Source organism: Pelagibius marinus, assembly GCF_014925385.1.
GTDB lineage: Bacteria > Pseudomonadota > Alphaproteobacteria > Kiloniellales > Kiloniellaceae > Pelagibius > Pelagibius marinus.
Map to the genome: position 1 here is coordinate 814,518 of NZ_JACSDK010000001.1, position 22,096 is coordinate 836,613.

A 22,096-nucleotide genomic window follows, 5' to 3' on the forward strand; every position below is an offset into this window, starting at 1 on the left:
ATATAGGGGCTGCGGGCCCGCCTTGCACCCGCTGAGGGCCGATCCGGGCCTAGAGCTCGTAGTGCAGCACGGGCAGGCAGCGCTCGCTGCCGTCGGGCGCGCGCACGGAGGAGCGGATCTTGCCGGAGAGCGTCGCCCCGACGGCGCGGTAGAAGCCCAGTGCAAAGGGATCGCTCAGCACCTTCAGGCGCTTCAGGCCCTGGGCGCGGGCCGTGGCCACGGCGTGGTCCCACAGCGCCCGGCCGAGGCCGCGGCCGATGGCGGCGGGCTCGACGAAGAGCAGGCTGACCTCCGCCTCGTCGTGGCGCTCGCCCCGGTCCAGGGCATAGAAGCCCAGCGGGGTGTTCTCCTCGACCAGCACGATCACGCGCCCGGCAGCGATGTTCGCCGGGGAGACCGCCAGTTCGTCGCGGCAGGCCTGGATGAAGCGCGGGTCGTAGCCCCAGTAGGCCTTGGAGCGCAGGGCCAGGGCGGAGAGGGTGCCGCATTCCTCGGGCCGTGCCCGGCGCAGCAGCCAGCCGCCGCTTTCTTGCTCGGATAATCGGGCGCCGATGTTCATGGCGCGCGCCTCGCGATAGTGGCTCCATCCCCGACTGCAGGTGTAGCCCCCCACACCAGGCGAGCGAAGTAACAAAATGCTGCCGATTGTTTCAGCCACCGGTCGAAGCGGAGGCTGAACGCAAGAGAAAGGGCCGGGAAGTTTCCTTCCCGGCCCTGCGATGGTGTCGAACAAAATGGGGTTAGGCGGCCTGGCCGGCGCTGTCCGGTTCCGCCGCCGCGGCCATCTGGTTGGCGGCGCTGACCACGGCCTGCAGGCAGGCCACCACGATGTTGGGGTGCTGGCCGACGCCCCAGAAGACCGTGCCGTCGGCGGCTTCCGCCTCGACATAGGCCACGGCCTTGGCGTCGGCGCCGGCGCCCACGGCGTGCTCGTGGTAGTCGTGCACCTTGATGTCGACGCCGCAGTCCTTGCGCAGGGCGTCGACGAAGGCGGCGATGGGGCCGTTGCCGCTGCCCTGGATCTCGCGGCGCACGCCGTTCTCCTCGATCACCGCGGTGAGCTGGCGCAGCTCCGAGGCGTGGGTGTCGGGCACCGAGCGGTGCTCGACGAAGGCGTAGGGCAGGCGCGGGGCCAGGTAGGTCTGCTCGAAGAGATCCCAGATCTGCTTCGGCGTGATCTCCTTGCCGGAAGTGTCGGCCTGCTCCTGCACCTTCTGGGTAAAGGCGATCTGCAGCTTGCGCGGCAGCTCCAGGCCGTACTCCGTGTGCAGGATGTAGGCGATGCCGCCCTTGCCCGACTGGCTGTTGATGCGCACCACGGCTTCGTAGGAGCGGCCCACGTCCTGCGGATCGATGGGCAGGTAGGGTACTTCCCAGAGGCCGGAGTTGCTCAGCTTCATGGCCGCCATGCCCTTCTTGATGGCGTCCTGGTGGGAGCCGGAGAAGGCGGTGAAGACCAGGTCGCCGGCGTAGGGGTGGCGCTCGGGCACCGGCAGCTGGTTGCAGTACTCGGCGGTCTCGCGGACCTTGTCGATGTCGGAGAAGTCGATGCCCGGATCGATGCCCTGGGTGAAGAGGTTCAGGCCCAGGGTGACCACGTCGACGTTGCCGGTACGCTCGCCGTTGCCGAACAGCGTGCCCTCGATGCGGTCGGCGCCGGCCATGACGCCCAGCTCCGCCGCCGCAACGCCGGTGCCGCGGTCGTTGTGGGGGTGCAGCGACAGCACGATGCTGTCGCGGTTCTTGATGTTGCGGTGGAACCACTCGATCTGGTCGGCGTAGATGTTCGGCGTCGACATCTCCACCGTGGCCGGCAGGTTGAGGATGGTCTTCTTCTCCGGCGTCGGCTGCCAGACGTCCATCACCGCCTCGCAGATCTGCTTGGCGAAGTCCATCTCGGTGCCGGTGAAGCTCTCCGGCGAGTACTGGTGGACGATCTCGCCGCCCTCGAAGTCGGCGGCCAGGTCGCGGATGCGCTCGGCGCCCTTGACCGCGATGTCGACGATGCCGGCCTCGTCCAGGCCGAAGACCACCCGGCGCTGCAGGGTGGAGGTGGAATTGTAGAGGTGAACGATGGCCCGGCGGGCGCCCTGGATCGCCTCGAAGGTGCGGTCGATCAGGTGGTCGCGCGACTGGGTCAGCACCTGGATGGTGACGTCCTCGGGGATCATGTCCTCTTCGATGAGCTCGCGCACGAAGTCGAAGTCGGTCTGCGAAGCCGCCGGGAAGCCGACCTCGATCTCCTTGAAGCCCATTTCGACCAGCAGCTTGAACATGCGCCGCTTGCGCGCGCTGTCCATGGGCTCGATCAGGGCCTGGTTGCCGTCGCGCAGGTCGACGGAGCACCAGATCGGCGGCTCGGTGATGACCCGGCCCGGCCACTGGCGGTCGGGCAGATCGATGGGCTTGAAGGCGGTGTACTTCTCGGCCGGGTTGACGCGGGGTTTGCTGCTCATGGTCTCGGTTCCTTGGGTGCCGGGCGGGGCGGCGCCTCTCTTCGAGGGCTCTGCCCGCCGCCGGGCTCTTGTTTCACGAATGTCGGGTTTTGCGTGGCCAGGCTACAGCCGCTGCGGCGCCAGCCGGGCGCAGCGGCCGCCCCTAAGTCGCAGGCCGGGACGGCCCGGCGCGAGGGCACGGTTCAGGCAAGCGTGAAACGGCCGAGAATGGCGGAAAGCGCAGAGTTCTGGGGTTTTTCGCGGACTGTCGCTCATCGGAGCGAACCTCTTTCAGGGACTGGATTGTCGGACGACGGCTTTACCCGGCGCGCACTTCAGGCGGCCGGGGCAGTAAGTCGTAGCGACAGGAGTCCGTGAAAGGTCGTCATAACGAGGCAAATCTAGGCAGCAGGCAGGACGGGGTCAAGGTTCTTGCGGCGGGAGGGAATCGAACCCGGCGGCTTCGGAGCGCAGCCAGGCGGCAACCTGCGCCACGGCCGTCCGCGACGGCGTTCCTTCCGGCGTCAACAGCCAATAGGCATCGGCCAGATCGACCTGATGGCTGCCGAAGGGCCGGATGAGCGCGCCGGAACGCAGATGGTCGCAGGTCAGACGGTGGCGGGCGAGAGCCACGCCCAGCCCCTGCAGGGCGGCACGCAGGACGAGATCGGAAGAGGCATAGCGCGGCCCGCTGCGCAAATCGGCTCCGCCGATGTCGTAGTGCCTGCGCCAGATTTCCCAGGCGGCTTGGGGGTCACGGTCGTGGAGCAGCCGCAGCCCCTGGAGCTGCCGCGGTTCACTGGGGCAGCCGGCACTTTTCCAGTATGCCGGGCTCATCACCGGATAGAGGGCATCGTCCATCAACGGCTGGCAATGGAAGCCGGGCCAGGGGCCGCGACCCATGCGAAGAGCGAGGTCCGCGTCCAGGTGGCCGGGGAGTGCCGGTCGCTGATCGACGGTGACCGACAGCTCGATCCACCCCAGGCTTGCCTCGAAGTCCGCCAGCCGCGGGAACAGCCAATTGGCCGCGATGGAGGGTGTCGTCGCGAGGCTGACGGCGTTGCCGCGGCGCGCTTCGCGCAGGGCGGCCACCGCGGAGCCCAGTTTGCCAAGCGCGTCGAGGCTGGCCCGGCCGAGCGCCTCGCCCTGAGGCGTGAAAGCCAGAGAGCGCCGCTGCGTCTCACGCTCGACCAAAGGAACGCCCAGCCAGTGCTCCAGTTCTCGCAGATGGCGGCTGACCGAAGAGTGGGTGATCTGCAGGGCGCGGGCGGCTGGCCGCAGTCCGCCCCGGTCGTATACGGCGGCAAAGGCCCGCAAGGCGTTCAATGGCAGGTCTTTCATGGTCGCATAATTAGACCATAACACGCTTTGAAGAGACCAGAAAAACCAGCTGGCGGTTGCTAGATTGTGGGCCGAAACGGGCGGATTTGCGCGGAGAAGGCCCAATGGGCATGTTGATCGACGGCCAGTGGCACGACGATGACCGGATTATCGAGGACGGCGCCTTCCGGCGCCTGCCCAGCCGCTTTCGCGGGACGATCGGCGACAATATCGTCGCCGCTCTGGGCGCCGAGGCGGGCCGCTACCACCTCATCGCTTCCTCCTCCTGTCCCTGGTCGCATCGAACGCTGTTGCTGCGGGAGTTGAAAGGACTGGCACCCGCAGTTCCGCTCCAGCTTGCCGGCGGCACCAGGGTCGAGGGCTATCCCGTGAATGGCGGCAGGTCCTGGACATTGCCCGGCAGCGACCGGTCGATCGTCCACCTGCATGAACTCTACAGCCTCGCCGACCCCCTCTACACCGGGCGTGCGACGGTCCCCGTGCTGTGGGACAGCCGGGAGGGACGCATCGTCAGCAATGAATCGACGGCGATCTGCCGAGCCTTCGACGAGGCGCCCGCCGGCGGTTTGGATTTCGTCCTGCGCCCGGTGCGGCTTCGCGACGCGATCGATCGCCTGAACGCGCGGCTCCAGCAAAGCCTCTTCAATGCGGTCTATGAGGCGGGTCTCGCCCAGCGGCAGGAGGCCTACGACGCGGCCGTCGCCCGCGTCTTCGCCAGCCTGGACAAGCTGGAGGCGCGTCTTGCAGCGCGGCGCTATCTCTTCGGAAATGTGGCAAGCGAGAGCGACTGGTTCCTCTTCTCCTGCCTCGTGCGCTTCGATGCGGTCTATTTCACGCACTTCCGCTGCAGCCGTCGGCGGCTCGTCGACTACCCGCATCTCTGGGCCTATGCCCGCGACCTCTATGCCTGGAAAGGTGTCGCAGCCACTGTTGACTTCGATGCGATCCGGGCGGGCTACTACCGCAACGACGGTGTGCACAATCCTTTCGGCATCGTCGGGGTTGCGCCGGAAGCCGATTGGGGGGCGCCGAGCGGGAGGGATGCCCTGGGGGCCGCCGAGCTGGCGTTGCGGCAGGGCGGCAGCCGGGCTATCGATCCGGGGAGTCTGCGGCCCCTGGAGCCGGCGGCATGATGGCCGGCGAGGCCCTCCTGGCGGTGACCATGATGATCGGCGTTGCCGCCGCTTCGCCGGGTCCGAACAACCTGATCGTCATGACTGCCGCCGGGCGCGGCGGATTTGCCGCCGCCGTGCCGGCCATCGCCGGTGTGGTGGCCGGCAGCCTCGTGCTGCTGGTCCTGGTCTGGGCCGGCGCCGGCAAGGCCTTCGCGGCGCTGCCGCCGCTGCGCGACCTGCTTCGGATCCTTGGCGCTCTCTATCTGGTCTGGCTGGGTCTGGCGCTCGTCCTGTCCGCCCTCCGGCAGTCTGAGGCCCGCCCCATGGCGGCGCCTCAGGCCTTGCCCGGGAGTCTCGCCGGCGTAGCGCTTTTCCAGCTCGTCAATCCGAAGAGCTGGGTCCTGGTGGCGACCGCGGTTGCCGCCGTCGCCGCGCCGATGAAAGATGGTGAGGTCCTGGCGGCCCTGGGCTTCATCCTCGTCGCCGTTACCCTGCCCTGTCTCAGCCTTTGGGCCCTGGCGGGAGCCGTCATCCTCGGCCGGCTGGAATCGCGGCGGCCGCGGCAGTGCTTCGATGCCGTGCTCGGCGTTCTTCTGGTCGGCTCGGCGCTCCTGCTGGTCCTCCGCTAGACAAAGCCCCCTAAACAAAGCCCACCGTGACGAAGAGCATGTCGACGGTGTCGTCGTCGTCGGAGAGCGGCATGATGAGATCCTCGGTGGTGAGGAAGTCCTTGTTCTTGCCGATGTAGGGCGTGTCACCGGAGATCGGCCGCCGCTCCATCACCACCTGGCGGCAGTTGGCCCAGATGCGGCTGGGCGCGGCCTGGTGGGGGATCTCGCTCATCCAGCGGCCGGTGTAGCGGGCCAGCATGTGCTCGTCCATCTTGGTGCCGACTAGGCGGTAGCGGAAATCCAGCGGGGCCTGGCGGACATCCAGCAGGAAGACGTGCGGCAGGATCTTCACCATCTCGGAGGGGTCGATGTCCCCGCGCGTCGGCATGCGCCGCTGGCCCCGCTTGCGCTTCCAGTAGTCGTAGCCGACCTGGTTGATGGGCGAGCGCAATGCCAGAAGGGGTGCAGACGCGCTATGGGGAAGGGGACCGGTCACAACATTCATGCCGCTTCTTCTTTGTACAAACCCACCTCTACCGCCCGCGGACAGCCGGCGGCGAAGGAGCGGCGACGTGATGACTTTCAGGGGGACCAGTCTAGCGGATCGCCGGGCAGTTTCTAGCCGTCCTGAGGTATTAATTGTTTCAGGAAGGCGACTCCCGCCCCTTTCCCGGCCTCCGGCGGCCAGGAAGTGTGTCGACTACTTCCAGATCGACTTGCCGCTGCCGGGCAGGCCCAGCTCCGGCCACAACCTGTCGACACGGTCGATGACCTCCTGGTCCATGCGGATCTCGCGGCCCCACTCGCGCCTGGTCTCCGGCGGCCACTTGTCGGTGGCGTCCAGGCCGATCTTGGAGCCCAGGCCGTCCTCGGGTGAGGCGAAGTCCAGGTAGTCGATGGGGGTGTTCTCGACCAGGGTGATGTCGCGTGCCGGGTCCATCTTGGTGGAGACGGCCCACATGACGTCCTTCCAGTCCCGCGCGTTCACGCTGTCGTCCACCACGATGACCCACTTGGTGTACATGAACTGGCGCAGGTAGGACCACACGCCCAGCATCACCCGCTTGGCGTGGCCGGGGTAGGCCTTCTTCATGGAGACCACGGCGATGCGGTAGCTGCAGCCCTCCGGCGGTAGCCAGAAGTCGGTGATCTCCGGGAACTGCTGCTGGAGGAGCGGGATGAAGACCTCGTTCAGCCCCTCGCCCAGCACCGAGGGCTCGTCCGGCGGCCGCCCGGTGAAGGTGGAGAGGTAGATCGGGTCGCGCCGCATCGTAATGGCCGTCACCTTGAAGACCGGGAAGCGCTCGACGGCGTTGTAGTAGCCGGTGTGGTCGCCGTAGGGGCCTTCCTCGGCGGTCTCCTCCAGGGAGACCTCGCCCTCGATGACGATCTCGGCCTCGGCGGGCACCTTCAGCGGCTGGGTCTTGCAGTCCACCAGCTCCACCTTGCTGCCGCGCAGCAGGCCGGCGAAGTGGTACTCCGACAGGGTGTCGGGGACCGGCGTCACCGCGGCCAGGATGGTGCCGGGGTCGGCGCCGATGACGGCGGCCACGGGCAGGGGGGCCGCCTTCTCCGCCTTCCAGCGCCGGTGGTGCTGCGCGCCGCCGCGGTGCTTCAGCCAGCGCATGATGGTGGTGTCGCGCCCGGTCACCTGCATGCGGTAGATGCCCAGGTTGAAGTCGTCGGTCTTGTCGCCGCCGGGGTTCGGTCCCTGGGTCACGACCAGCGGCCAGGTGATCAGCGGCGCCGGCTCGCCGGGCCAGCAGGTCTGCACCGGCAGGCGGGCAAGGTCGATGTCGTCGCCGGTCAGCACCACTTCCTGGCAGGGCCCGCTGCCGACGGTCTTGGGCTTCATGGCCATGACGGTCTTCAAGAGCGGCAGGTGCTCCCAGGCCTCGCGCAGGCTGCCCGGCGGTTCCGGCTGGCGCAGGAAGGCCAGGGTCTCGCCGACCTCGCGCAGCTGCTGCGGCTCGCGGTCCATGCCCCAGGCGACCCGCTCCACGGTGCCGAAGAGGTTCACCAGCACCGGCATCTCGGCCTTGCGGCCGTCGCCGTAGACCACGTTCTCGAAGAGCACCGCCGGGCCGCCCTCGGCCAGCAGGCGGGTCTGGATCTCGGTCATCTCCAGCTCCGGCGAGACCGGTGCGGAGACGCGTTTCAGCCGCCCGGCGCGTTCCAGGCGGTCGATGAAGTCACGCAGGGAGGCAAACGACATCAGGCTCTCTAGGCTCTCTCGACCTTCAGAACGGTGCCGTCGATGGCGGTCACTTTGACCTTCGTTCCCGCCGGCAGGTCCTCGCCCTCCACCTTCCAGCGCGAGTCGTCGACGTGCAGCAGGCCGGTGCCGTCGACGATGGGCTCCTTCAGGGTGAAGGTGCGCCCCACGTAGCTGGCGCCGCGGCGGTTCAGCAGGCGCTTGGGGACCGGCGCGGGAAAGCGGTCGCGCAGGAAAAAGCGCCAGACCAGGATCGAGGTCAGGGAGAGCACGGCGAAGATCAGCAGTTGGATCTGCCAGGTCATCTCCGGGAACAGCATGAGGACGAAGCCGACGATGCCGGCGGCGATGCCCATCCACAGGAAGACCGCGCCGGGGGCGAAGATCTCGATGCCGATCAGGAAGACGGCGACGACCCACCAGTTCCAGAATTCGATCTGTTCGAAGCTGATCATGGACGCCTGCCTCCCTCGCCAGCGGAGCTGCCGCCGGCCGTGCTGCCGCCGGCGGTGCTGCCGCCCGCGCTGCCGCCGCCGCTGGGCGTGCTGCCGCCGTCCCAGGGCCCTCTGGCGGCCTGCCGCTGCTCCATGGAATCGCGGGCGATCTCGGCGATGCCGCCGATCGCCCCGATGATCCCGGCGGCGTCGACCGGCAGGAAGAAGGTCTTCTGATTGGTCGAGTCGGCGAACTTGCCCAGGGCGTCGACGTAGCGCTGCGCCACGAAGTAGTTCACCGCGTTGACGTCGCCGCGGGCGATGGCCTCGGAGACCATGGCGGTGGCCTTGGCCTCGGCCTCGGCCTCGCGCTCGCGCGCCTCGGCATCGCGGAAGGCGGCCTCGCGGCGGCCCTCGGCGGCCAGGATCTGGGCCTGCTTCTCGCCCTCGGCGCGCAGCACCTGGGCCTGGCGGTCGCCCTCGGCGACCAGCACGGTGGCGCGCTTGTCACGCTCGGCCTTCATCTGGCGGGCCATGGAGTCCACCAGGTCGGCCGGCGGGGTGATGTCCAGGATCTCGATGCGTGTCGCCTTGATGCCCCAGGGCTCGGTGGCGTCGTCGACCACCTGCAGCAGACGGGTGTTGATGTCGTCGCGCCGCGACAGCAGCTCGTCCAGGTCCATGGAGCCCATGACGGTGCGGATGTTTGTCATGGTCAGGTTCAGGATGGCGCGCTGCAGGTCGCGCACCTCGTAGGCGGCGGCGGCGGCGTCGAGCACCTGGAAGAAGATGACCCCGTCGACCTGCACCAGGGCGTTGTCGCGGGTGATGACCTCCTGGGAGGGCACGTCCAGCACCGACTCCATCATGTTCATCTTGGCGCCGATGCGGTCGACGATCGGAAAGATCATGCCCAGGCCGGGGCTGAGGGTCTTGGTGTAGCGCCCGAAGCGCTCGACCGTGTACTCATAGCCCTGGGGCACGGCCTTGACGCTCATGGTGACGATGATGATCGCCAGAATGACGACGGCGATCACCAGGACGCTGAAGCCGGAAATCTCGAAAGGCATCTTCTGCGGGTCTCCCTCCAGGTCAGGTCCTTGTCGGCGGACCTACTACCGCTGGTGCCGCGCCGGAGCGCTCTCGGGCTGGTACATGGCGGCGGCGGTTAATCTATCCTGTGTTGATGTGGTGGGGAAAGGTTAGGCTTTGCTGTCCCAAATGGCCGCTTTCGGGAAAGAAAATGACGCGGACGACACAGTTGGGCGACCGGTAATTAACCAACTTGAAATGCCAGTTTGGCACTATACATTGCGTTCGATTTTTCCCTATCTTTATAGGGACCTTCGCCCGCTACTCGAAGATTCGTGTTCAAACGCGAAGGGGAACGGCAGACGCTTTCAAGTTGAGAGGCGTGGATTTAATGATTCAGTACTACGTAGTCGGCGGCGAATACAAAGATACGCATTTTAGCGAAGCCGTCGGTGGCGATGAGGAGTGGTTTGGCCCATTTGCCGATTACGAAGCGGCGAAGCAGGAATGGGCCAAGCATGCCTGGCACACGGTCGATGAGTGCACGACCCGTTACCGGATCGAGCGCATCGACAACGAGGCCCCGCCGCCCTGCACCGACTGAAGCGGTGCAGTTTTTTTTGCCGGTTGACGGCTGATCGCCGTGCCCTGGGCCCTTCCCGACTCAGACGACGCTTTGCTGCGCCTGGCCAAGGGATACCCCTACGCCGCGCCTGACGGCTCCTACCTTTACCGCGAGGGCGAGAGCGCCGCATTGCGCGGGCCCCTCGACCCGGCGCTCACCGCCGGACGGGTGCCGGTCATCGCCCACGGCTCCAACCGCGCGCCCGAGCAGATCCACCGCAAATTCGGTCACCTGACCGGGGCGGCCTCAGAGATCCCGGTGACCCGCGCCTGGCTCACCGACCACGACGTGGTCTACTCGGCGCATATGACCCGCTACGGCTCCATCTCCGCCACCCTGCACGAGGCCCCGGGCACCCGGGTCCAGGTCTACGTCACCTGGTTGACCGAGGCCCAGCTGCCGCGCATGCACGAGACCGAGATCGGCGCCGGCAACTACGCCTACGGGCGCATGGGCGGCGTGAAGCTCGCCGTCGAGGCGGGTCCGGAGCTGACCGAGGCCTTCGCCTACCTCTCGGTGCACGGCTGCCTGGCCGACCCGGAGCAGCCCGAGGCCCCGCTGGCCCTGGCCGCCGTGCCGGCCGAGCGGCGGGTCCACCGCCACGTGGACCAGGAGACGGCGCTGGCCGTGCTGCATGCCGCCCACCACCCGGAAGACGACCTCGACGCCATGATCCTGGCCAACATCAAAGACGTCCCGCGCCGCCGCCGCCTGGTCGAGGCCCTGCAGCATGCGGCCGTGCCCTGGTCGGTCCCCGGCTTCGAGCTGATCGTAAAGTAATTTTCCGCTGCTTCTACCGGAGGTAGTTGCTAGTCTCGAACCGATTGCCGGCAGCGAGGTTGGGAGTGGCTGATGTGGAGAATAGTGCTTTCAGCGATCTGTGTAGCAGGGCTTGCGTCTTGCCAGACGACCAAGTCTGGAACCGCGTCTCTCTGCGACATGGACCATCTCTACCAGGCGGACAGGAACGCGGAAGCGAGCATCGGCGCCTGCAGCGAGTTGATTGCGGCTGGTGGCTCGGCACAGGCAAGGTCGAACGCCCACCAGGTCCGCGGGGCTTTTCTCGCCCGGATGGATCGCCTGGATGAAGCCGAGGCGGATTTCAATGCGGCCATCGCTCTGACACCCAAATCCAGCACCGCCTATGCAAACCGCGGGAACTTCCACAGCCTGCGCGGGGATCGGGATCGCGCCTTCGCGGACTACGAAACGGCACTCAACCTCGATCCGGAAAACGCTGCGGCGATGAACAACACGGCGTGGGAACTCGCAAGGTACGGCGAGTACCAAGCGGCGGCCGACATGATGGAAACGGTGCTGGCCATGGCTCCGAACCAGCCTGTGGCCTATGACACGCGCGCGCATGCGCTCATGGGGCTTGGGCGATTGGAAGAAGCCGAAGCTGCCTTCGAAAAAGCAGCAGAACTTGGTGGCGCGAATCGTGTCAGGCGCTATCAGACTGCACTTGGCGCGGACGGCTACGACCCCGGCCGGACAGATGGAGTCTACGATGAGGGGACCCGGGCTGCGCTCTCCGCCTGCATCCGCGACAACTGCCGCTTGCTGCTGGATTGAACCCCACTGGATTGACTGCGGGCCTCCGCTATAGTGCGCGCATGATCACACGCGCTTTTCGCGGCGGCCCGGCCGCGCTCGCCCTCGCCTTTCTCACCGCCTGCACGGCGCAGCCGGAACTGGCCCGCGAGGGCAGCTTCGACCGCCAGGACCTGCTCTACGACCCGGCGCTTGCCATCGAGCAGGGCTGGCTGGCCATGTCGCTGTCGCCCAACGGGCGGCTCACCGACTACCGCCTCGACAGCACCCAGGACCACCTCTCGATCCGCGCCGAGGGGCAGCGCGCGGCCTCCGGCCTGGTGCTGCCGGTCAACGTCGACGTGGAAGCCTGCCCCTACCTGGAATGGGAGTGGCGGGTCGAGAAGCTGCAGGAGGGCGCCAGCCTCTACGAGGCCGACCTGGAGGACGTCGCCGCCTCGATCTGGGTGATGTTCGGTGATCCCGAGCCCGGGCCCTGGGGCGCCATCACCGCGCCCAAGCCGGTGCCGACCCTGCGCTACGTCTGGACCACCGACAAGATCCAGGAGGAGACCATCATCGACTCGCCCTCGCAGCCCGGCGTGATCCGCTCCATCGTCGTGCAGGGCGGCATCGTCAGCCCCCTGGCCTGGGAGGGCGAGAAGCGCGACCTGGCCGCCGACTACCAGGCGGCCTTCGGCGGGCTGCCGCAGAGCAACGTCCTCGCCGTCGCCCTGGTCACCGGCAATTACCACACGCAAGAGCCGGTGGTGGCCCACTACGGTGCCGCGCGCCTGCGCTGCAGCGGCGGCTGAGCGGCCCTTCTCTGCTTGATCCACCGCAAGGTGGCTGCCGGCAAGCGCCGCTAGCCTGAATGTCAGTCCCAACCTCTGCGAGGGCGCGGAATGCGGTGTTTTTCGGCTTTCATCCTGGGATGCCTGCTGCTTGCCGCCGGCCCTGCGGCGGCGCAGGACCTGACGGCCGAGCGGGACTCGGCGCGCGCCGCCATCCAGCAGCTGCGCCAGGCGATGATGCAGGCGCTGCAGACTTCGATGCGGGAGGTCGGCCCCGCCGAGGCCACCGCCGTCTGCCGACACCTGGCGCCCGAGATGGCGGCGGAGATCTCCGCCGAGACCAGCTGGCAGATCCGCCGTCCCGCCCTGAAGGCGCGCAACCCGGCAAACCGTCCGACGGAGCTGGAGCGCGGCGTGCTGCTCGGCTACCTGACGCGCAGCCTCGCCGGCCAGTCCTTCGACGGGATGGAGACGGTCCGCCTGGTAGAGCAGGACGGCAAGACCTACGTCCACTATATGCGCGCCATTCCCACGCTGGACGCCTGCCTCACCTGCCACGGCAGCAACCTGGCGCCCGACGTGGCGGCGAAGATCGCGGAGGTCTACCCCGAAGACGAGGCGGTGGGCTTCCAGGTCGGGGACCTGCGCGGCGCCTTCTCGCTGCTGCGGCCGTACGACCCCGAGGCCGCGCCGGTGGTGCAGGCGCCGCGCCTGCCGGAGGTGGCGGCCACGGGGCCAAGCGCGCTCGACACCCCTGGCCTGCGCGGTGATCCCGTCGCCGGGCGCAGCCTCTTCGGCGCGCATTGCCTGTCGTGTCACGGCGCGACCGACCTGGCCACGCACCTCTATCCCGGCGGCGGCGAAGGCACCCATGGCGATGTCTGTGAATTTCTCCAGACCCACGGCCTGACCGACCGGCAGAACGACTGCGACATCATCGCCTATCTGAAGGTGCTGGCCGGGCAGGTCCCCGAGTAGAGCAGACCCCCGAGCAGGGGCGGTTCAACCCGCCGCTTCTTCTGGTTCGGGGGCGACCTTCCAGACCACGGCGTTGCGCAGGTCGCTGTCCTCCAGCTCACGGCTGGTCTTCACCCCGTAGGCGATGATCCGCTCCAGGCCCTGGCGCGGCAGGTAGGTGCGCCCGGGATCGCCCATGAGGACCAGGCAGCCGCCTGAAGCCGATGGGGCCGCCAGGCCGCGCAGCCAGGCGACGATGCGCTCGGCGGCGGGGCGCTCGTAGCAGACGTCGCCGGCCAGGACCACGTCCCAGCCGGCATTGGCCGAGCCCACGATGTCTTCTTCGCGCACCGTGATCTCGACGCCGTTGGCGGCGGCGTTGAGGCGGCAGGCGGCGCCGGCGAAGGCGTCGATCTCGACGGCCTCGACGCTCTGCGCCCCGGCCAGCTTGGCGGCGATGCCCTGCAGGCCGGAGCCGGCGGCGAAGTCCAGCACCCGCTTGCCGCGCACCACCTCGGGGTGGTCGATCAGGTAGCGCGCCAGCGCCTGGCCGCCGGCCCAGGCGAAGGCCCAGAAGGGCGGCGGCAGGCCCTGTTCGGCCAGTTCCTCCTCGGTCGCCTCCCACAGCGGCACCACCTCGCTGGCGAGGTAGAGCTGCACCTCCGGCACCAGGGGCGGGGCTTCCAGGCGGGTGTTGGCGCGGATGAAGGCTTCCGGGTCCTGGCGCAGGGCCTCCGCCGTGGGGGGCGTGGTCATCCGGTCAGACCGAGCCAGGGGCTGCCGGCGAGGATGCCGGCCAGCAGCAGCCAGCCGGCCAGGCGGTTGGACTTGAACTTGGCCAGGCAGTTGAAGGGCGCGTCCAGGTCGACGTCGAGCACCTGCCAGGCGAACTGGGCGCCGGTGGCGGCCAGCCCGATCCAGAAGGGCCAGGCGAGGCCCGCCGCCCAGCCGGCGGCGCCGAAGAGCAGCAGGGCGATGGCGAAGAAGGCGCCGAGCCAGGGCTTGCTGCCCTCACCGAGGCGCAAGGCCAGGGACTTCACGCCGATCAGGGCGTCGTCCTCCTTGTCCTGATGGGCATAGATGGTGTCGTAGCCGAGCGTCCAGGCGATGCCGCCGAGGTAGAGCAGCAGCGGCGGCCAGGCCAGGGCGCCGGTGGCCGCCGTCCAGCCGATCAGCGCCCCCCAGTTGAAGGTCAGGCCCAGCCAGGCCTGGGGCCAGTAGGTGATGCGCTTCATCAGGGGATAGGGGAAGACCAGCAGCAGCGAGGCGCAGCCCAGGGCCACGGTCAGGCTGTTCATCTGCACGAGAATGCCGAAGGAGACCAGCAGCAGCGCCAGCAGGAAGATCCCGGCCCGGGTCAGGCTGATCTCGCCCGAGGGGATCGGCCGGGTGGCGGTGCGCGCCACCTTGCCGTCGATGTCGCGGTCCAGGATGTCGTTCACCGTGCAGCCGGCCGCGCGCATCAGCACCGCGCCGCAGCCGAAGTAGAGGTAGAGCCACCACGAGGGGCCGCTGTTGGCCGCGGCATCACCCAGGGCAATCGCCCACCAGCCGGGAAACAGCAGCAGCCAGGTGCCGATCGGCCGGTCCAGGCGGGCCAGGCGCAGGTAGGGGCGCGCGGCGGCCGGGGCGAGGCGCAGCACCCAGTGGTCGGCGCGGATGTCGCTGGCCGAGGGCCCCTGGCTGGACGGGGTCCCTGAACTGGAAGACAGGTTGCTCATCCCCTAATCTTTAACGGCGAATCGGCGCGGGAAAAAGCCGTGTGTCGCCCGCAGGGGCGACAGCGGCGGCGGAAGGGAAATGACCACAGCTGCAAAAATTGCCACCCGGCTCTACGTCGACGACGCCCTGACGGCGGAGCGCAGCCTGGGTCTCGACCACGGCCAGGCGCATTTCCTGCGCTCGGTGCTGCGCCTGGCGCCCGGCGCCAAGCTGGCGGTCTTCAACGGCCGCGACGGCGAATGGCTGGCCGAGATCGACGGCCTGGGCAAGGGCTGGTGCTCGCTCACCCTGCTGGAACAGCGCCGCGCGCCGGCGCCCGAGCCCGACCTCTGGCTGTGCTTCGCACCGATTAAGCGGGCGCGCATCGACTTCATGGCGGAAAAGGCGACGGAGCTCGGCTGTTCCGTGCTGCAGCCGGTGATGACCCGCTTCACCGCGGTCAGCCGGGTGAACGAGGAGCGCCTGGCCGCCAACGCCCGCGAGGCCGCCGAGCAGTGCGAGCGCCTGACGGTGCCGGAGGTGCGTGAAACCGTGAGCTTCGGCCGGCTGCTCGACACCTGGCCGGCGGAGCGGCGCCTCATGGTCTGCGCCGAATGGGGCGAGGCCAAACCCGTGGCCGAGGCGCTGCAAACGATTCGCGCCGAGACCGGTGGTAGCCCGCGGCCCTGGCCCCAGCCCTGGGCAGTCATGACCGGACCGGAGGGCGGCTTTGCCGAGAGCGAACTTGACGCCCTTCGCAAACTGCCCTTTGTTACCCCGGTCGGCCTCGGGCCGCGGATTCTGCGTGCGGATACCGCGGCTTTGGCGGCGATCGCCTGCTGGCAGGCGGTGCTCGGCGACGGGGACCGGCGGCCGCCGGCGGCGCTGGCGGGGGTTCCCCCGCCCGGGGGCGGATAGGCCTATTGGCCAAAAAGACTTGGAGGGCGCCTTCCGGCTCCCCTTGTAAAGCAGCAGGCTCCATGAAGAGGGCCGCTGTGACGGACCGAAAATTAGGAATACGAACCACCAGGCGCCCGGGGGGCGGACGCCGACTTCAATCCATAAGAATGCGTTCGATCGGGCGGTTCGAAGGGAACCGGAACGTGTCGAACCGGGATTCCGGGACCAAGGGTATCAAGTCATGTCCGCTCCTCCCCAAAGCCAGGGCGAAACCCTGACCGACAAGGCACAGCTCATTGCCTACCTGGAGACAGGCTGCAAGCCGGCCGACGACTGGCGCATCGGCACCGAGCACGAGAAGTTCTGCTATTCCCTCGACGATTTCCGCCCGCTGCCCTATGAGGGCGAGCGCGGCATCGGTGCCCTGCTGGAGGGCCTGCAGCAGTTCGGCTGGGCCGCGGTCAAGGAAGGCGACAACGTCATCGCCCTGGCCAAGAACGGCGCCAGCGTGTCCCTGGAGCCGGGCGGCCAGGTGGAGCTCTCGGGCGCGCCGCTGAAGACCATCCACGACACCTGCAGCGAGGTGCACACCCACCTGGACCAGATCCGCCAGGTCATGGGGCCGATGAACGTCGCCGCCATGGGCCTGGGCTTCAATCCGAAGTGGGCCCGCGAGGACATCTCCTGGATGCCCAAGGGGCGCTACAAGATCATGGGCGAGTACATGCCTAAGAAGGGCAGCCTGGGACTCGACATGATGCTGCGCACCTGCACGGTGCAGGTGAACCTCGACTTCGCCTCGGAAGCCGACATGGTGAAGAAGTTCCGCGTCGGCCTGGCCCTGCAGCCGGTGGCCACCGCGCTCTTCGCCAACTCGCCCTTCACCGAGGGCCGGCCCAACGGCTTCCTCAGCTTCCGCAGCCACATCTGGACCGACACCGACCCCGACCGCTGCGGCGTCCTGCCCTTCGTCTTCGAGGACGGCATGGGCTTCGAGCGCTATGTCGATCACGTGCTCGACGTGCCCATGTACTTCGTCTACCGCGACGGCCGGTACATCGACGCCTCCGGCCAGTCGTTCCGCGATTTCCTCGACGGCAAGCTGCCGGCGCTGCCGGGCGAGAAGCCGAAGATGGGCGACTGGGCCGACCACCTTTCGACCCTCTTCCCCGAAGTGCGCCTCAAGAAGTTCCTGGAGATGCGCGGCGCCGACGGCGGTCCCTGGAAGTCGCTCTGCGCCCTGCCGGCGCTCTGGGTCGGCCTGCTCTACGACCAGGGCGCGCTGGACGCCGCCTGGGACCTGGTGAAGGACTGGACCCTGGAAGAGCACCAGTACCTGCGCGACGAGGTGCCCAGGCAGGCCCTGCACACGCCCTTCCGCGGCAAGCCGCTGAACGCCATTGCTCATCAGGCGGTGGATATCGCCGCCCAGGGCCTGAAGGCGCGCCGGCGCCTGGATGGACAGGGCGACGACGAGAGCCACTTCCTCGCCCTGCTGCGCAGCCGCGTCGAGCGCGAGAAGTCGCCGGCCGAGTACCTGCTGGACGATTTTCACGGCCGCTGGCAGCAGTCCATCGACCCGGTCTTCACCGAGTGCGCGTACTGAACGCTAAATCTCGATCTTGAAGACGGTCTTCGGCAACAGCTCGCCGAAGTCGATGTCCTTGCGGTAGTGGATCTCGATCTCTTTGCTGAACAGCTGATAGCACAGCAGGCGCGTCACCCGGCCGTCTTCGCCGTAGGGCAGGGCGATGCGCCAGGCCTTGCGGCTGTGGAAGGCGTCCTTGTAGGTGTCGTCGCGCAGCTGGAAGTCATGGCGTGAATACAGCGGCACGCCGCTGGCCGCGCATTCGCGCAGCTGTCCCTCCACCATATGGACGTAGGGCGTGTCGCCGAAGGCCTCGACGAGGGTGCGGCCCTTCAGGTTGGTCCCCGTCGTGGTCACGACCTTCTCCCCGACCACCCGGAAGGTGATGGCGCTGTCGGTGACCTCGTAGAGGATGAGGTTGGGCACCAGGGCCGGCAGCAGGAAGGGGTCGATCTTCCCGGCCGGCGGGAAGGCCGCGCCGTCGCGCTGGCCGCACCAGCAGTGCAGGATCTCCCGAAAGGTCTCGGGCTCAATATCGGCGATGGCGATGCGGCCGAAGGTCGGCTCGGCATCGGTGGGGGACTTGGCAGTCGGGGCGTACACGGGCGCGCGCGTCCAGATCCTCTGATCACGTCCACGGCAGACCGCCCGCGATGCATCCCAGCAGCGCCCCGTCCGGTTTTGCCGTTTCGACTAGTCTTTACTAGCAGGGTATCAATGAACAAGCGCTTATAGACGCCCGCGGCGCATTTCGCTGCCGTCGGTTGAAGGACCCCGGCAGGGACCACCCGCGGGCTGCGCCCGCAGGCATTTCGGCGCCGGTCTAGTTGCCTTCGACAGCCTTTCCGGCGGTGTTTTCGCGGGCCTCCTGGGCCAGCCGCAGGGCGCGGACCAGGGCCGGGGGCATGTCGGTCCCGGCCGCCTTCTGCGCCGGGGTCAGGTTCAGCTTGTCGATCTGCTCCTGCCGGTACTGGGCTTCGATGGCCAGGATCTCGGCGCGCAGCGCGGCGATGCGGGCCTCGTAGAGGTCGCCGCCCAGGGGTTTGGCGGTGCCGACGCCGGTGAAGGTGCGCGGCCCCGCCAGGCCACGGGACTCGGCGCCGCGCAGCATCTGGGTGCGCGGCGGCGTGCCGGTCACGGTGTAGTCGCCCACGCGCCGGCCGGCCGGGCCGTTGTTGAAGATCACGGTGTTGCCGACCGTGTTGTGGGAGCCGCGCGCGCCGCAGTAGGTCGAAGAGCCGATGGTGGCGCAGGACTGGGCGGCGGCGGGGGTGGCGCTGCCGGCCGCGGCGGCGCTCAGGGCGCCGGCCAGCAGCAGTGGCCCGGCCAGGCCGGGCAGGCGGCGCTTCAGGGTCGTGGCAGGCTTCATCCGGGGCTCCCGTCGTTCCTCTCCTCCCCAGGGGTATCCGGGGGGTCCAGCGAGATCTACGCGGTCTGCCCCCTATATGGGTTCAGCCCGCCCCGATTCCCAGCGCCCGGCGCGATTTACGGCTGCGCCAGCACAGGCGTTTTGCGGCTGCGACGCGGGGGCGCTAAACTCCCGCGCAAATCCCAGCTCCCGGGCCCCTGCCCGGGGCAGGCCGCAGGAAAGACGTCACGTTATGCCCCTGGAACCCGAGGATCGGCGCTGGCTCATGGACTGGGCCCGCAAAGTCGGCATCACCGCCTATCTGTTGTTCGTCCTGGCTTTCATGGCCGGGCACCCGGCGCCGGGCAGCGTGGCCAGCCTCAGCTACGCGGTGATGATGGCGATCATCCCCGCGGCCATCGGCACGGCCGCGGTGCTGGGCCTCATGCTCTACTTGAGGAAGCGCTAGCGGCCTCAGGCCGATGCCCGTTCCTTGGCAACCTACGCCGCCGTGCCGCCCACCGTGATCGCGTCGATCAGCATGGTCGGCTGGCCGACGCCGACCGGCACGCCCTGGCCTTCCTTGCCGCAGGTGCCGATGCCGTCGTCCAGCTTCATGTCGTTGCCGATCATCTTCACCTTGGTCATCACGTCCGGGCCGTTGCCGATCAGGGTCGCGCCCTTCACCGGCGCGCCGACCTTGCCGTCCTCGATGAGGTAGGCCTCGGTGCAGGAGAAGACGAACTTGCCGGAGGTGATGTCGACCTGGCCGCCGCCGAAGTTGACCGCGTAGAGGCCCTTCTTCACCGAGGAGATGATTTCCTGCGGGTCGGCGTCGCCGGCCTGCATCACCGTGTTGGTCATGCGCGGCATGGGGATGTGCGCGTAGCTCTGGCGCCGCCCGTTGCCGGTGGGCTGCATGCCCATGAGGCGCGCGTTCTGGCGGTCCTGCATGTAGCCGCGCAGGATGCCGTCCTCGATCAGCACGGTGGCCTGACTGGGCGTGCCCTCGTCGTCGATGGTCAGCGAGCCGCGGCGGTCGGCCATGGTGCCGTCGTCCAGCACCGTGACGCCCGGCGAGGCGACGCGCTCGCCCAGCAGGCCGGAGAAGGCCGAGGTCTTCTTGCGGTTGAAGTCGCCTTCCAGGCCGTGGCCGACCGCCTCGTGCAGCAGGATGCCGGGCCAGCCGGCGCCGAGCACCACCGGCATCTCGCCGGCCGGGGTGTCGACGGACTCCAGGTTCACCAGGGCCTGGCGCAGCGCCTCGTCGACGCCGGCCTGCCAGTGCGCCGGGTCCAGCAGGGTTTCGTAGGCGATGCGTCCGCCGCCGCCGTGCCCGCCGGCCTCCATGCGATCGCCCTCGCCGACCACCACGGAAACGTTGAGGCGGACCAGGGGCCGGATGTCGGCGGCGCGCTCGCCGCCGGCGCGCAGGATCTGCACCGCCTGCCACTCGCCGGCCAGCGAGGCGCTGACCTGCTTCACGCGCGGGTCCTTGGCGCGGGCGTAGGCGTCGATCTCGGCCAGCAGCTTCACCTTGGTCTCGAAGGGCACGGCGCCGATGGGGTTCTCGTCGCCGTAGAGGATGCGGTTGGTGCGCCCCGGCCCCTCGGCCATGACGCCGGAGTGGCCGGCCTGCACCGCCTTCACGGTCTCCGCGGCGCGGGCGATGGCGGCCTCGGACAGCTCGCTGGCGTGGGCGTAGCCGGCGGCCTCGCCGGCGATGGCGCGCAGGCCGAAGCCCTGCATGGTGTCGAAGGAGGCGGACTTGAGGCGCCCGTCGTCGAAGGCCAGGGCCTCCGACTGGCGGTACTCCAGGAACAGCTCGCCGTCGTCGGCCCCGGTCATGGCGTCGCTCACCAGGGTTTCCAGGCGGTTGCGGTCCAGGCCGGCTCTTGCGTAGAAAAGCTCGTCGGTGTCGGCGAGGTGGGTCATGAATGGGCCTCCAAGGTCGCGTCCCGCCCTCGGCGGTCGCGGATACTCTGCTATGGTGTCGGTCGGGCGGCTGACTTGCCTTACGATGGGCTTCAATATAGGTCGTCGGGGCCAGAGTAACATCCTTGCCGCGTGAACGCAGGGGCGCGACGCGGATTTTTCAGGGGCCCGAGTATCTTCTGAGGGCCGGGCCGGAGGGGAAGTTGTCGAGATGATCGAGGGGCTGCGGAACCATCCCCTGCGCGGGGCGCTGCATTCGGAGGTGCATTCGCGCCCCTTCGCCACCCTGCAGGCCCCGGAACGGGTCAGCCATCTGGCGCTGCTCTCGGGTGAGGGCGCGGCCAAGAGCGAGCGCCAGCACGTCGTCGACCTCTGCCGCAGCCGCGGCGTCGCCGGGCCACCGGAGGACACCAACCACTTCATGGCCGACCTCGGCGCCTTCCGCCTGAAGTGGGAGCGGCATACCGAGTTCTCGACCTACACCTTCTTTCTGAACGGTCCCTTCGGCGACGGGCCCTTCGCGGGCCGCGCCCTCGACCTGGTGCCCCAGGACTGGATCGCCGGGCTGCCGGGCGAGCTGCTGGTCGGGGTGCACCTGGACCTGCTGGCCAGGGACGCGCCGGAGCTGGACCTGGCCGCCCTGCAGGCGCTTTTCGGCCACGACAGCATCGTCGGCAGCCATGTCTCCGGCGGCGCGGCGACCCTGTGGATGGATTTCCGCGTCCGGGAGGACGGCTTCGGGCGCATCCTGCTGCGCGACAACTCCCTGAAGCCGCGCCAGGCGGGCCGCCTGGTCCAGCGCCTGCTGGAGATCGAGACCTACCGCATGACCGCGCTGCTGGCCTTTCCCGCCGCCAAGCGCCACAGCGCCGGGCTGGCCGCCGTCGGCGACCGGTTGACCGGAATCACCGGCCGCCTGAGCGAGATCGAGGGCATGGGGGCCGAGCGCAAGCTGCTGGACGAGCTGATGGTGCTGTCCTCGGAGATCGAGGACGTGGCCGCGGCCACCAATTACCGCTTCAGCGCCGCCAGGGCCTACTACGCCCTGGTGCTGCGCCGCGTCGAGGAGCTGCGCGAGCAGCGCATCGAGGGCCTGCAGACCATCGGCGAGTTCATCGATCGCCGGCTGGCCCCGGCCATGCGCACCTGCGAGGCGGTGGCCGAGCGCCTGGAGGTGCTGTCCCGGCGGGTGGCGCGGGCCAGCCAGCTGCTGCGCACCCGGGTCGATATCCAGCTGGAGGCGCAGAACCGCGACCTGCTGGAATCCATGAACCGGCGCGCCCGCCTGCAGCTGCGCCTGCAGCAGACCGTCGAGGGCCTGTCGATCGCCGCCATCACTTACTACGTGGCCAGCCTGGTCGGCTACCTGGCCAAGGGCGCCAAGGCCGCCGGCCTGCCGGTCAGTCCGGAACTGGCCACCGGCGCCTCGATCCCGGTGCTGGCGCTGCTCATCTGGCTCGGCCTGCGACGTCTGCGCCGTCGCCTGGAGCGGGAAGACGGCGCCAAGGATTGAACCCCCCGGTTTGGTCGCC

Annotated in this window: 23 protein-coding genes; 11 read left to right on the forward strand and 12 right to left on the reverse strand. The window is 68.6% G+C overall.

Translation table 11 applies throughout. The features are described 5' to 3' along the window. Positions 1-49 precede the first annotated feature (49 nt). The 3 genes from H7X47_RS04035 to H7X47_RS04045 form a co-directional block, all read right to left on the reverse strand. Positions 50-559, reverse strand: coding sequence for a GNAT family N-acetyltransferase (locus H7X47_RS04035; protein WP_193367296.1), 510 nt, complete (start codon positions 557-559; stop codon positions 50-52). Between the two features lie 181 nt (positions 560-740). Next, positions 741-2,456 carry a 2-isopropylmalate synthase gene (leuA, locus tag H7X47_RS04040; protein WP_193367297.1) on the reverse strand — a complete coding sequence of 572 codons (1,716 nt, stop codon included), beginning with the start codon at positions 2,454-2,456 and terminating at the stop codon, positions 741-743. 402 nt (positions 2,457-2,858) lie between these two features. Beyond that, positions 2,859-3,776: a LysR substrate-binding domain-containing protein gene (locus H7X47_RS04045; protein WP_193367298.1), complete on the reverse strand. Its 918-nt coding sequence runs from the start codon at positions 3,774-3,776 to the stop codon at positions 2,859-2,861. Between the two features lie 104 nt (positions 3,777-3,880). Between H7X47_RS04045 and H7X47_RS04050 the strand changes: the two genes are divergently transcribed. After that, positions 3,881-4,909, forward strand: a complete 1,029-nt coding sequence (locus H7X47_RS04050) for a glutathione S-transferase family protein (protein WP_193367299.1) — start codon at positions 3,881-3,883, stop codon at positions 4,907-4,909. Beyond that, positions 4,906-5,520 (forward strand): LysE family translocator, encoded by a 615-nt coding sequence (locus H7X47_RS04055; RefSeq protein ID WP_193367300.1) that lies wholly within the window; start codon positions 4,906-4,908, stop codon positions 5,518-5,520. The genes H7X47_RS04050 and H7X47_RS04055 overlap by 4 nt, the downstream gene beginning before the upstream one ends. A 10-nt stretch (positions 5,521-5,530) precedes the next feature. Here the strand turns inward: H7X47_RS04055 and H7X47_RS04060 are convergent, their stop codons facing one another. The 4 genes from H7X47_RS04060 to H7X47_RS04075 all read right to left on the reverse strand — a co-directional run bounded on the left by H7X47_RS04060 (position 5,531) and on the right by H7X47_RS04075 (position 9,221). Continuing rightward, positions 5,531-6,007, reverse strand: a complete 477-nt coding sequence (locus tag H7X47_RS04060) for a PAS domain-containing protein (RefSeq protein WP_193367301.1) — start codon at positions 6,005-6,007, stop codon at positions 5,531-5,533. 195 nt (positions 6,008-6,202) lie between these two features. Further along, entirely contained in the window at positions 6,203-7,717 is a 1,515-nt protein-coding gene (locus H7X47_RS04065; protein WP_193367302.1) for a UbiD family decarboxylase, read from the reverse strand. Positions 7,718-7,725: 8 nt separating this feature from the next. Continuing rightward, the gene (locus H7X47_RS04070; RefSeq protein ID WP_193367303.1) at positions 7,726-8,172 is read right to left on the reverse strand and encodes an NfeD family protein; all 447 of its coding nucleotides are present in this window, start codon (positions 8,170-8,172) and stop codon (positions 7,726-7,728) included. Continuing rightward, positions 8,169-9,221 (reverse strand): SPFH domain-containing protein, encoded by a 1,053-nt coding sequence (locus tag H7X47_RS04075; protein ID WP_227010141.1) that lies wholly within the window; start codon positions 9,219-9,221, stop codon positions 8,169-8,171. Before H7X47_RS04075 ends, H7X47_RS04070 begins: the two co-directional genes overlap by 4 nt. A gap of 353 nt (positions 9,222-9,574) precedes the next feature. Between H7X47_RS04075 and H7X47_RS04080 the strand changes: the two genes are divergently transcribed. From H7X47_RS04080 to H7X47_RS04100, 5 genes are all read left to right on the forward strand, one after another. After that, positions 9,575-9,787 carry a DUF4170 domain-containing protein gene (locus tag H7X47_RS04080; protein ID WP_193367304.1) on the forward strand — a complete coding sequence of 71 codons (213 nt, stop codon included), beginning with the start codon at positions 9,575-9,577 and terminating at the stop codon, positions 9,785-9,787. A 39-nt stretch (positions 9,788-9,826) separates the two neighbouring features. Continuing rightward, the gene (locus H7X47_RS04085; RefSeq protein WP_193367305.1) at positions 9,827-10,588 is read left to right on the forward strand and encodes a hypothetical protein; all 762 of its coding nucleotides are present in this window, start codon (positions 9,827-9,829) and stop codon (positions 10,586-10,588) included. A gap of 159 nt (positions 10,589-10,747) precedes the next feature. Then, positions 10,748-11,383, forward strand: coding sequence for a tetratricopeptide repeat protein (locus H7X47_RS04090; RefSeq protein ID WP_193367306.1), 636 nt, complete (start codon positions 10,748-10,750; stop codon positions 11,381-11,383). A 41-nt stretch (positions 11,384-11,424) separates the two neighbouring features. Continuing rightward, positions 11,425-12,156 (forward strand): DUF3047 domain-containing protein, encoded by a 732-nt coding sequence (locus H7X47_RS04095; protein ID WP_193367307.1) that lies wholly within the window; start codon positions 11,425-11,427, stop codon positions 12,154-12,156. 90 nt (positions 12,157-12,246) lie between these two features. Then, positions 12,247-13,113 carry a Tll0287-like domain-containing protein gene (locus H7X47_RS04100; protein WP_193367308.1) on the forward strand — a complete coding sequence of 289 codons (867 nt, stop codon included), beginning with the start codon at positions 12,247-12,249 and terminating at the stop codon, positions 13,111-13,113. A 24-nt stretch (positions 13,114-13,137) separates the two neighbouring features. Here H7X47_RS04100 and H7X47_RS04105 read toward each other — a convergent pair whose 3' ends face one another. Further along, a complete protein-coding gene (locus H7X47_RS04105) occupies positions 13,138-13,848 on the reverse strand; it encodes a class I SAM-dependent methyltransferase (RefSeq protein WP_193367309.1) in 711 nt (236 codons plus the stop codon). After that, complete coding sequence (ubiA, locus tag H7X47_RS04110) at positions 13,845-14,813, reverse strand: 4-hydroxybenzoate octaprenyltransferase (RefSeq protein WP_193367310.1); 969 nt, start codon at positions 14,811-14,813, stop codon at positions 13,845-13,847. The genes H7X47_RS04105 and ubiA overlap by 4 nt, the downstream gene beginning before the upstream one ends. 79 nt (positions 14,814-14,892) lie before the next feature. Here ubiA and H7X47_RS04115 point away from each other — a divergent pair, with 79 nt between their 5' ends. Continuing rightward, positions 14,893-15,711 carry a 16S rRNA (uracil(1498)-N(3))-methyltransferase gene (locus H7X47_RS04115; RefSeq protein ID WP_193367311.1) on the forward strand — a complete coding sequence of 273 codons (819 nt, stop codon included), beginning with the start codon at positions 14,893-14,895 and terminating at the stop codon, positions 15,709-15,711. Between the two features lie 223 nt (positions 15,712-15,934). Beyond that, complete coding sequence (locus tag H7X47_RS04120) at positions 15,935-17,299, forward strand: glutamate--cysteine ligase (RefSeq protein ID WP_193367312.1); 1,365 nt, start codon at positions 15,935-15,937, stop codon at positions 17,297-17,299. Between the two features lie 3 nt (positions 17,300-17,302). Here H7X47_RS04120 and H7X47_RS04125 read toward each other — a convergent pair whose 3' ends face one another. Then, positions 17,303-17,884: a PAS domain-containing protein gene (locus H7X47_RS04125; RefSeq protein WP_193367313.1), complete on the reverse strand. Its 582-nt coding sequence runs from the start codon at positions 17,882-17,884 to the stop codon at positions 17,303-17,305. Between the two features lie 220 nt (positions 17,885-18,104). After that, on the reverse strand, positions 18,105-18,650 hold the full coding sequence (locus H7X47_RS04130; protein WP_193367314.1) for a hypothetical protein: 546 nt from the start codon (positions 18,648-18,650) through the stop codon (positions 18,105-18,107). A 232-nt stretch (positions 18,651-18,882) separates the two neighbouring features. On the opposite strand from H7X47_RS04130, the gene H7X47_RS04135 reads away from it, so the two are divergent. Continuing rightward, positions 18,883-19,098, forward strand: a complete 216-nt coding sequence (locus H7X47_RS04135) for a hypothetical protein (protein ID WP_193367315.1) — start codon at positions 18,883-18,885, stop codon at positions 19,096-19,098. Positions 19,099-19,130: 32 nt separating this feature from the next. On the opposite strand, the gene tldD is transcribed toward H7X47_RS04135, so the two are convergent. Continuing rightward, positions 19,131-20,564: a metalloprotease TldD gene (gene tldD / locus H7X47_RS04140; RefSeq protein ID WP_193367316.1), complete on the reverse strand. Its 1,434-nt coding sequence runs from the start codon at positions 20,562-20,564 to the stop codon at positions 19,131-19,133. A gap of 211 nt (positions 20,565-20,775) precedes the next feature. Between tldD and H7X47_RS04145 the strand changes: the two genes are divergently transcribed. After that, entirely contained in the window at positions 20,776-22,077 is a 1,302-nt protein-coding gene (locus H7X47_RS04145; RefSeq protein WP_193367317.1) for a DUF3422 family protein, read from the forward strand. Positions 22,078-22,096: the final 19 nt, after the last annotated feature.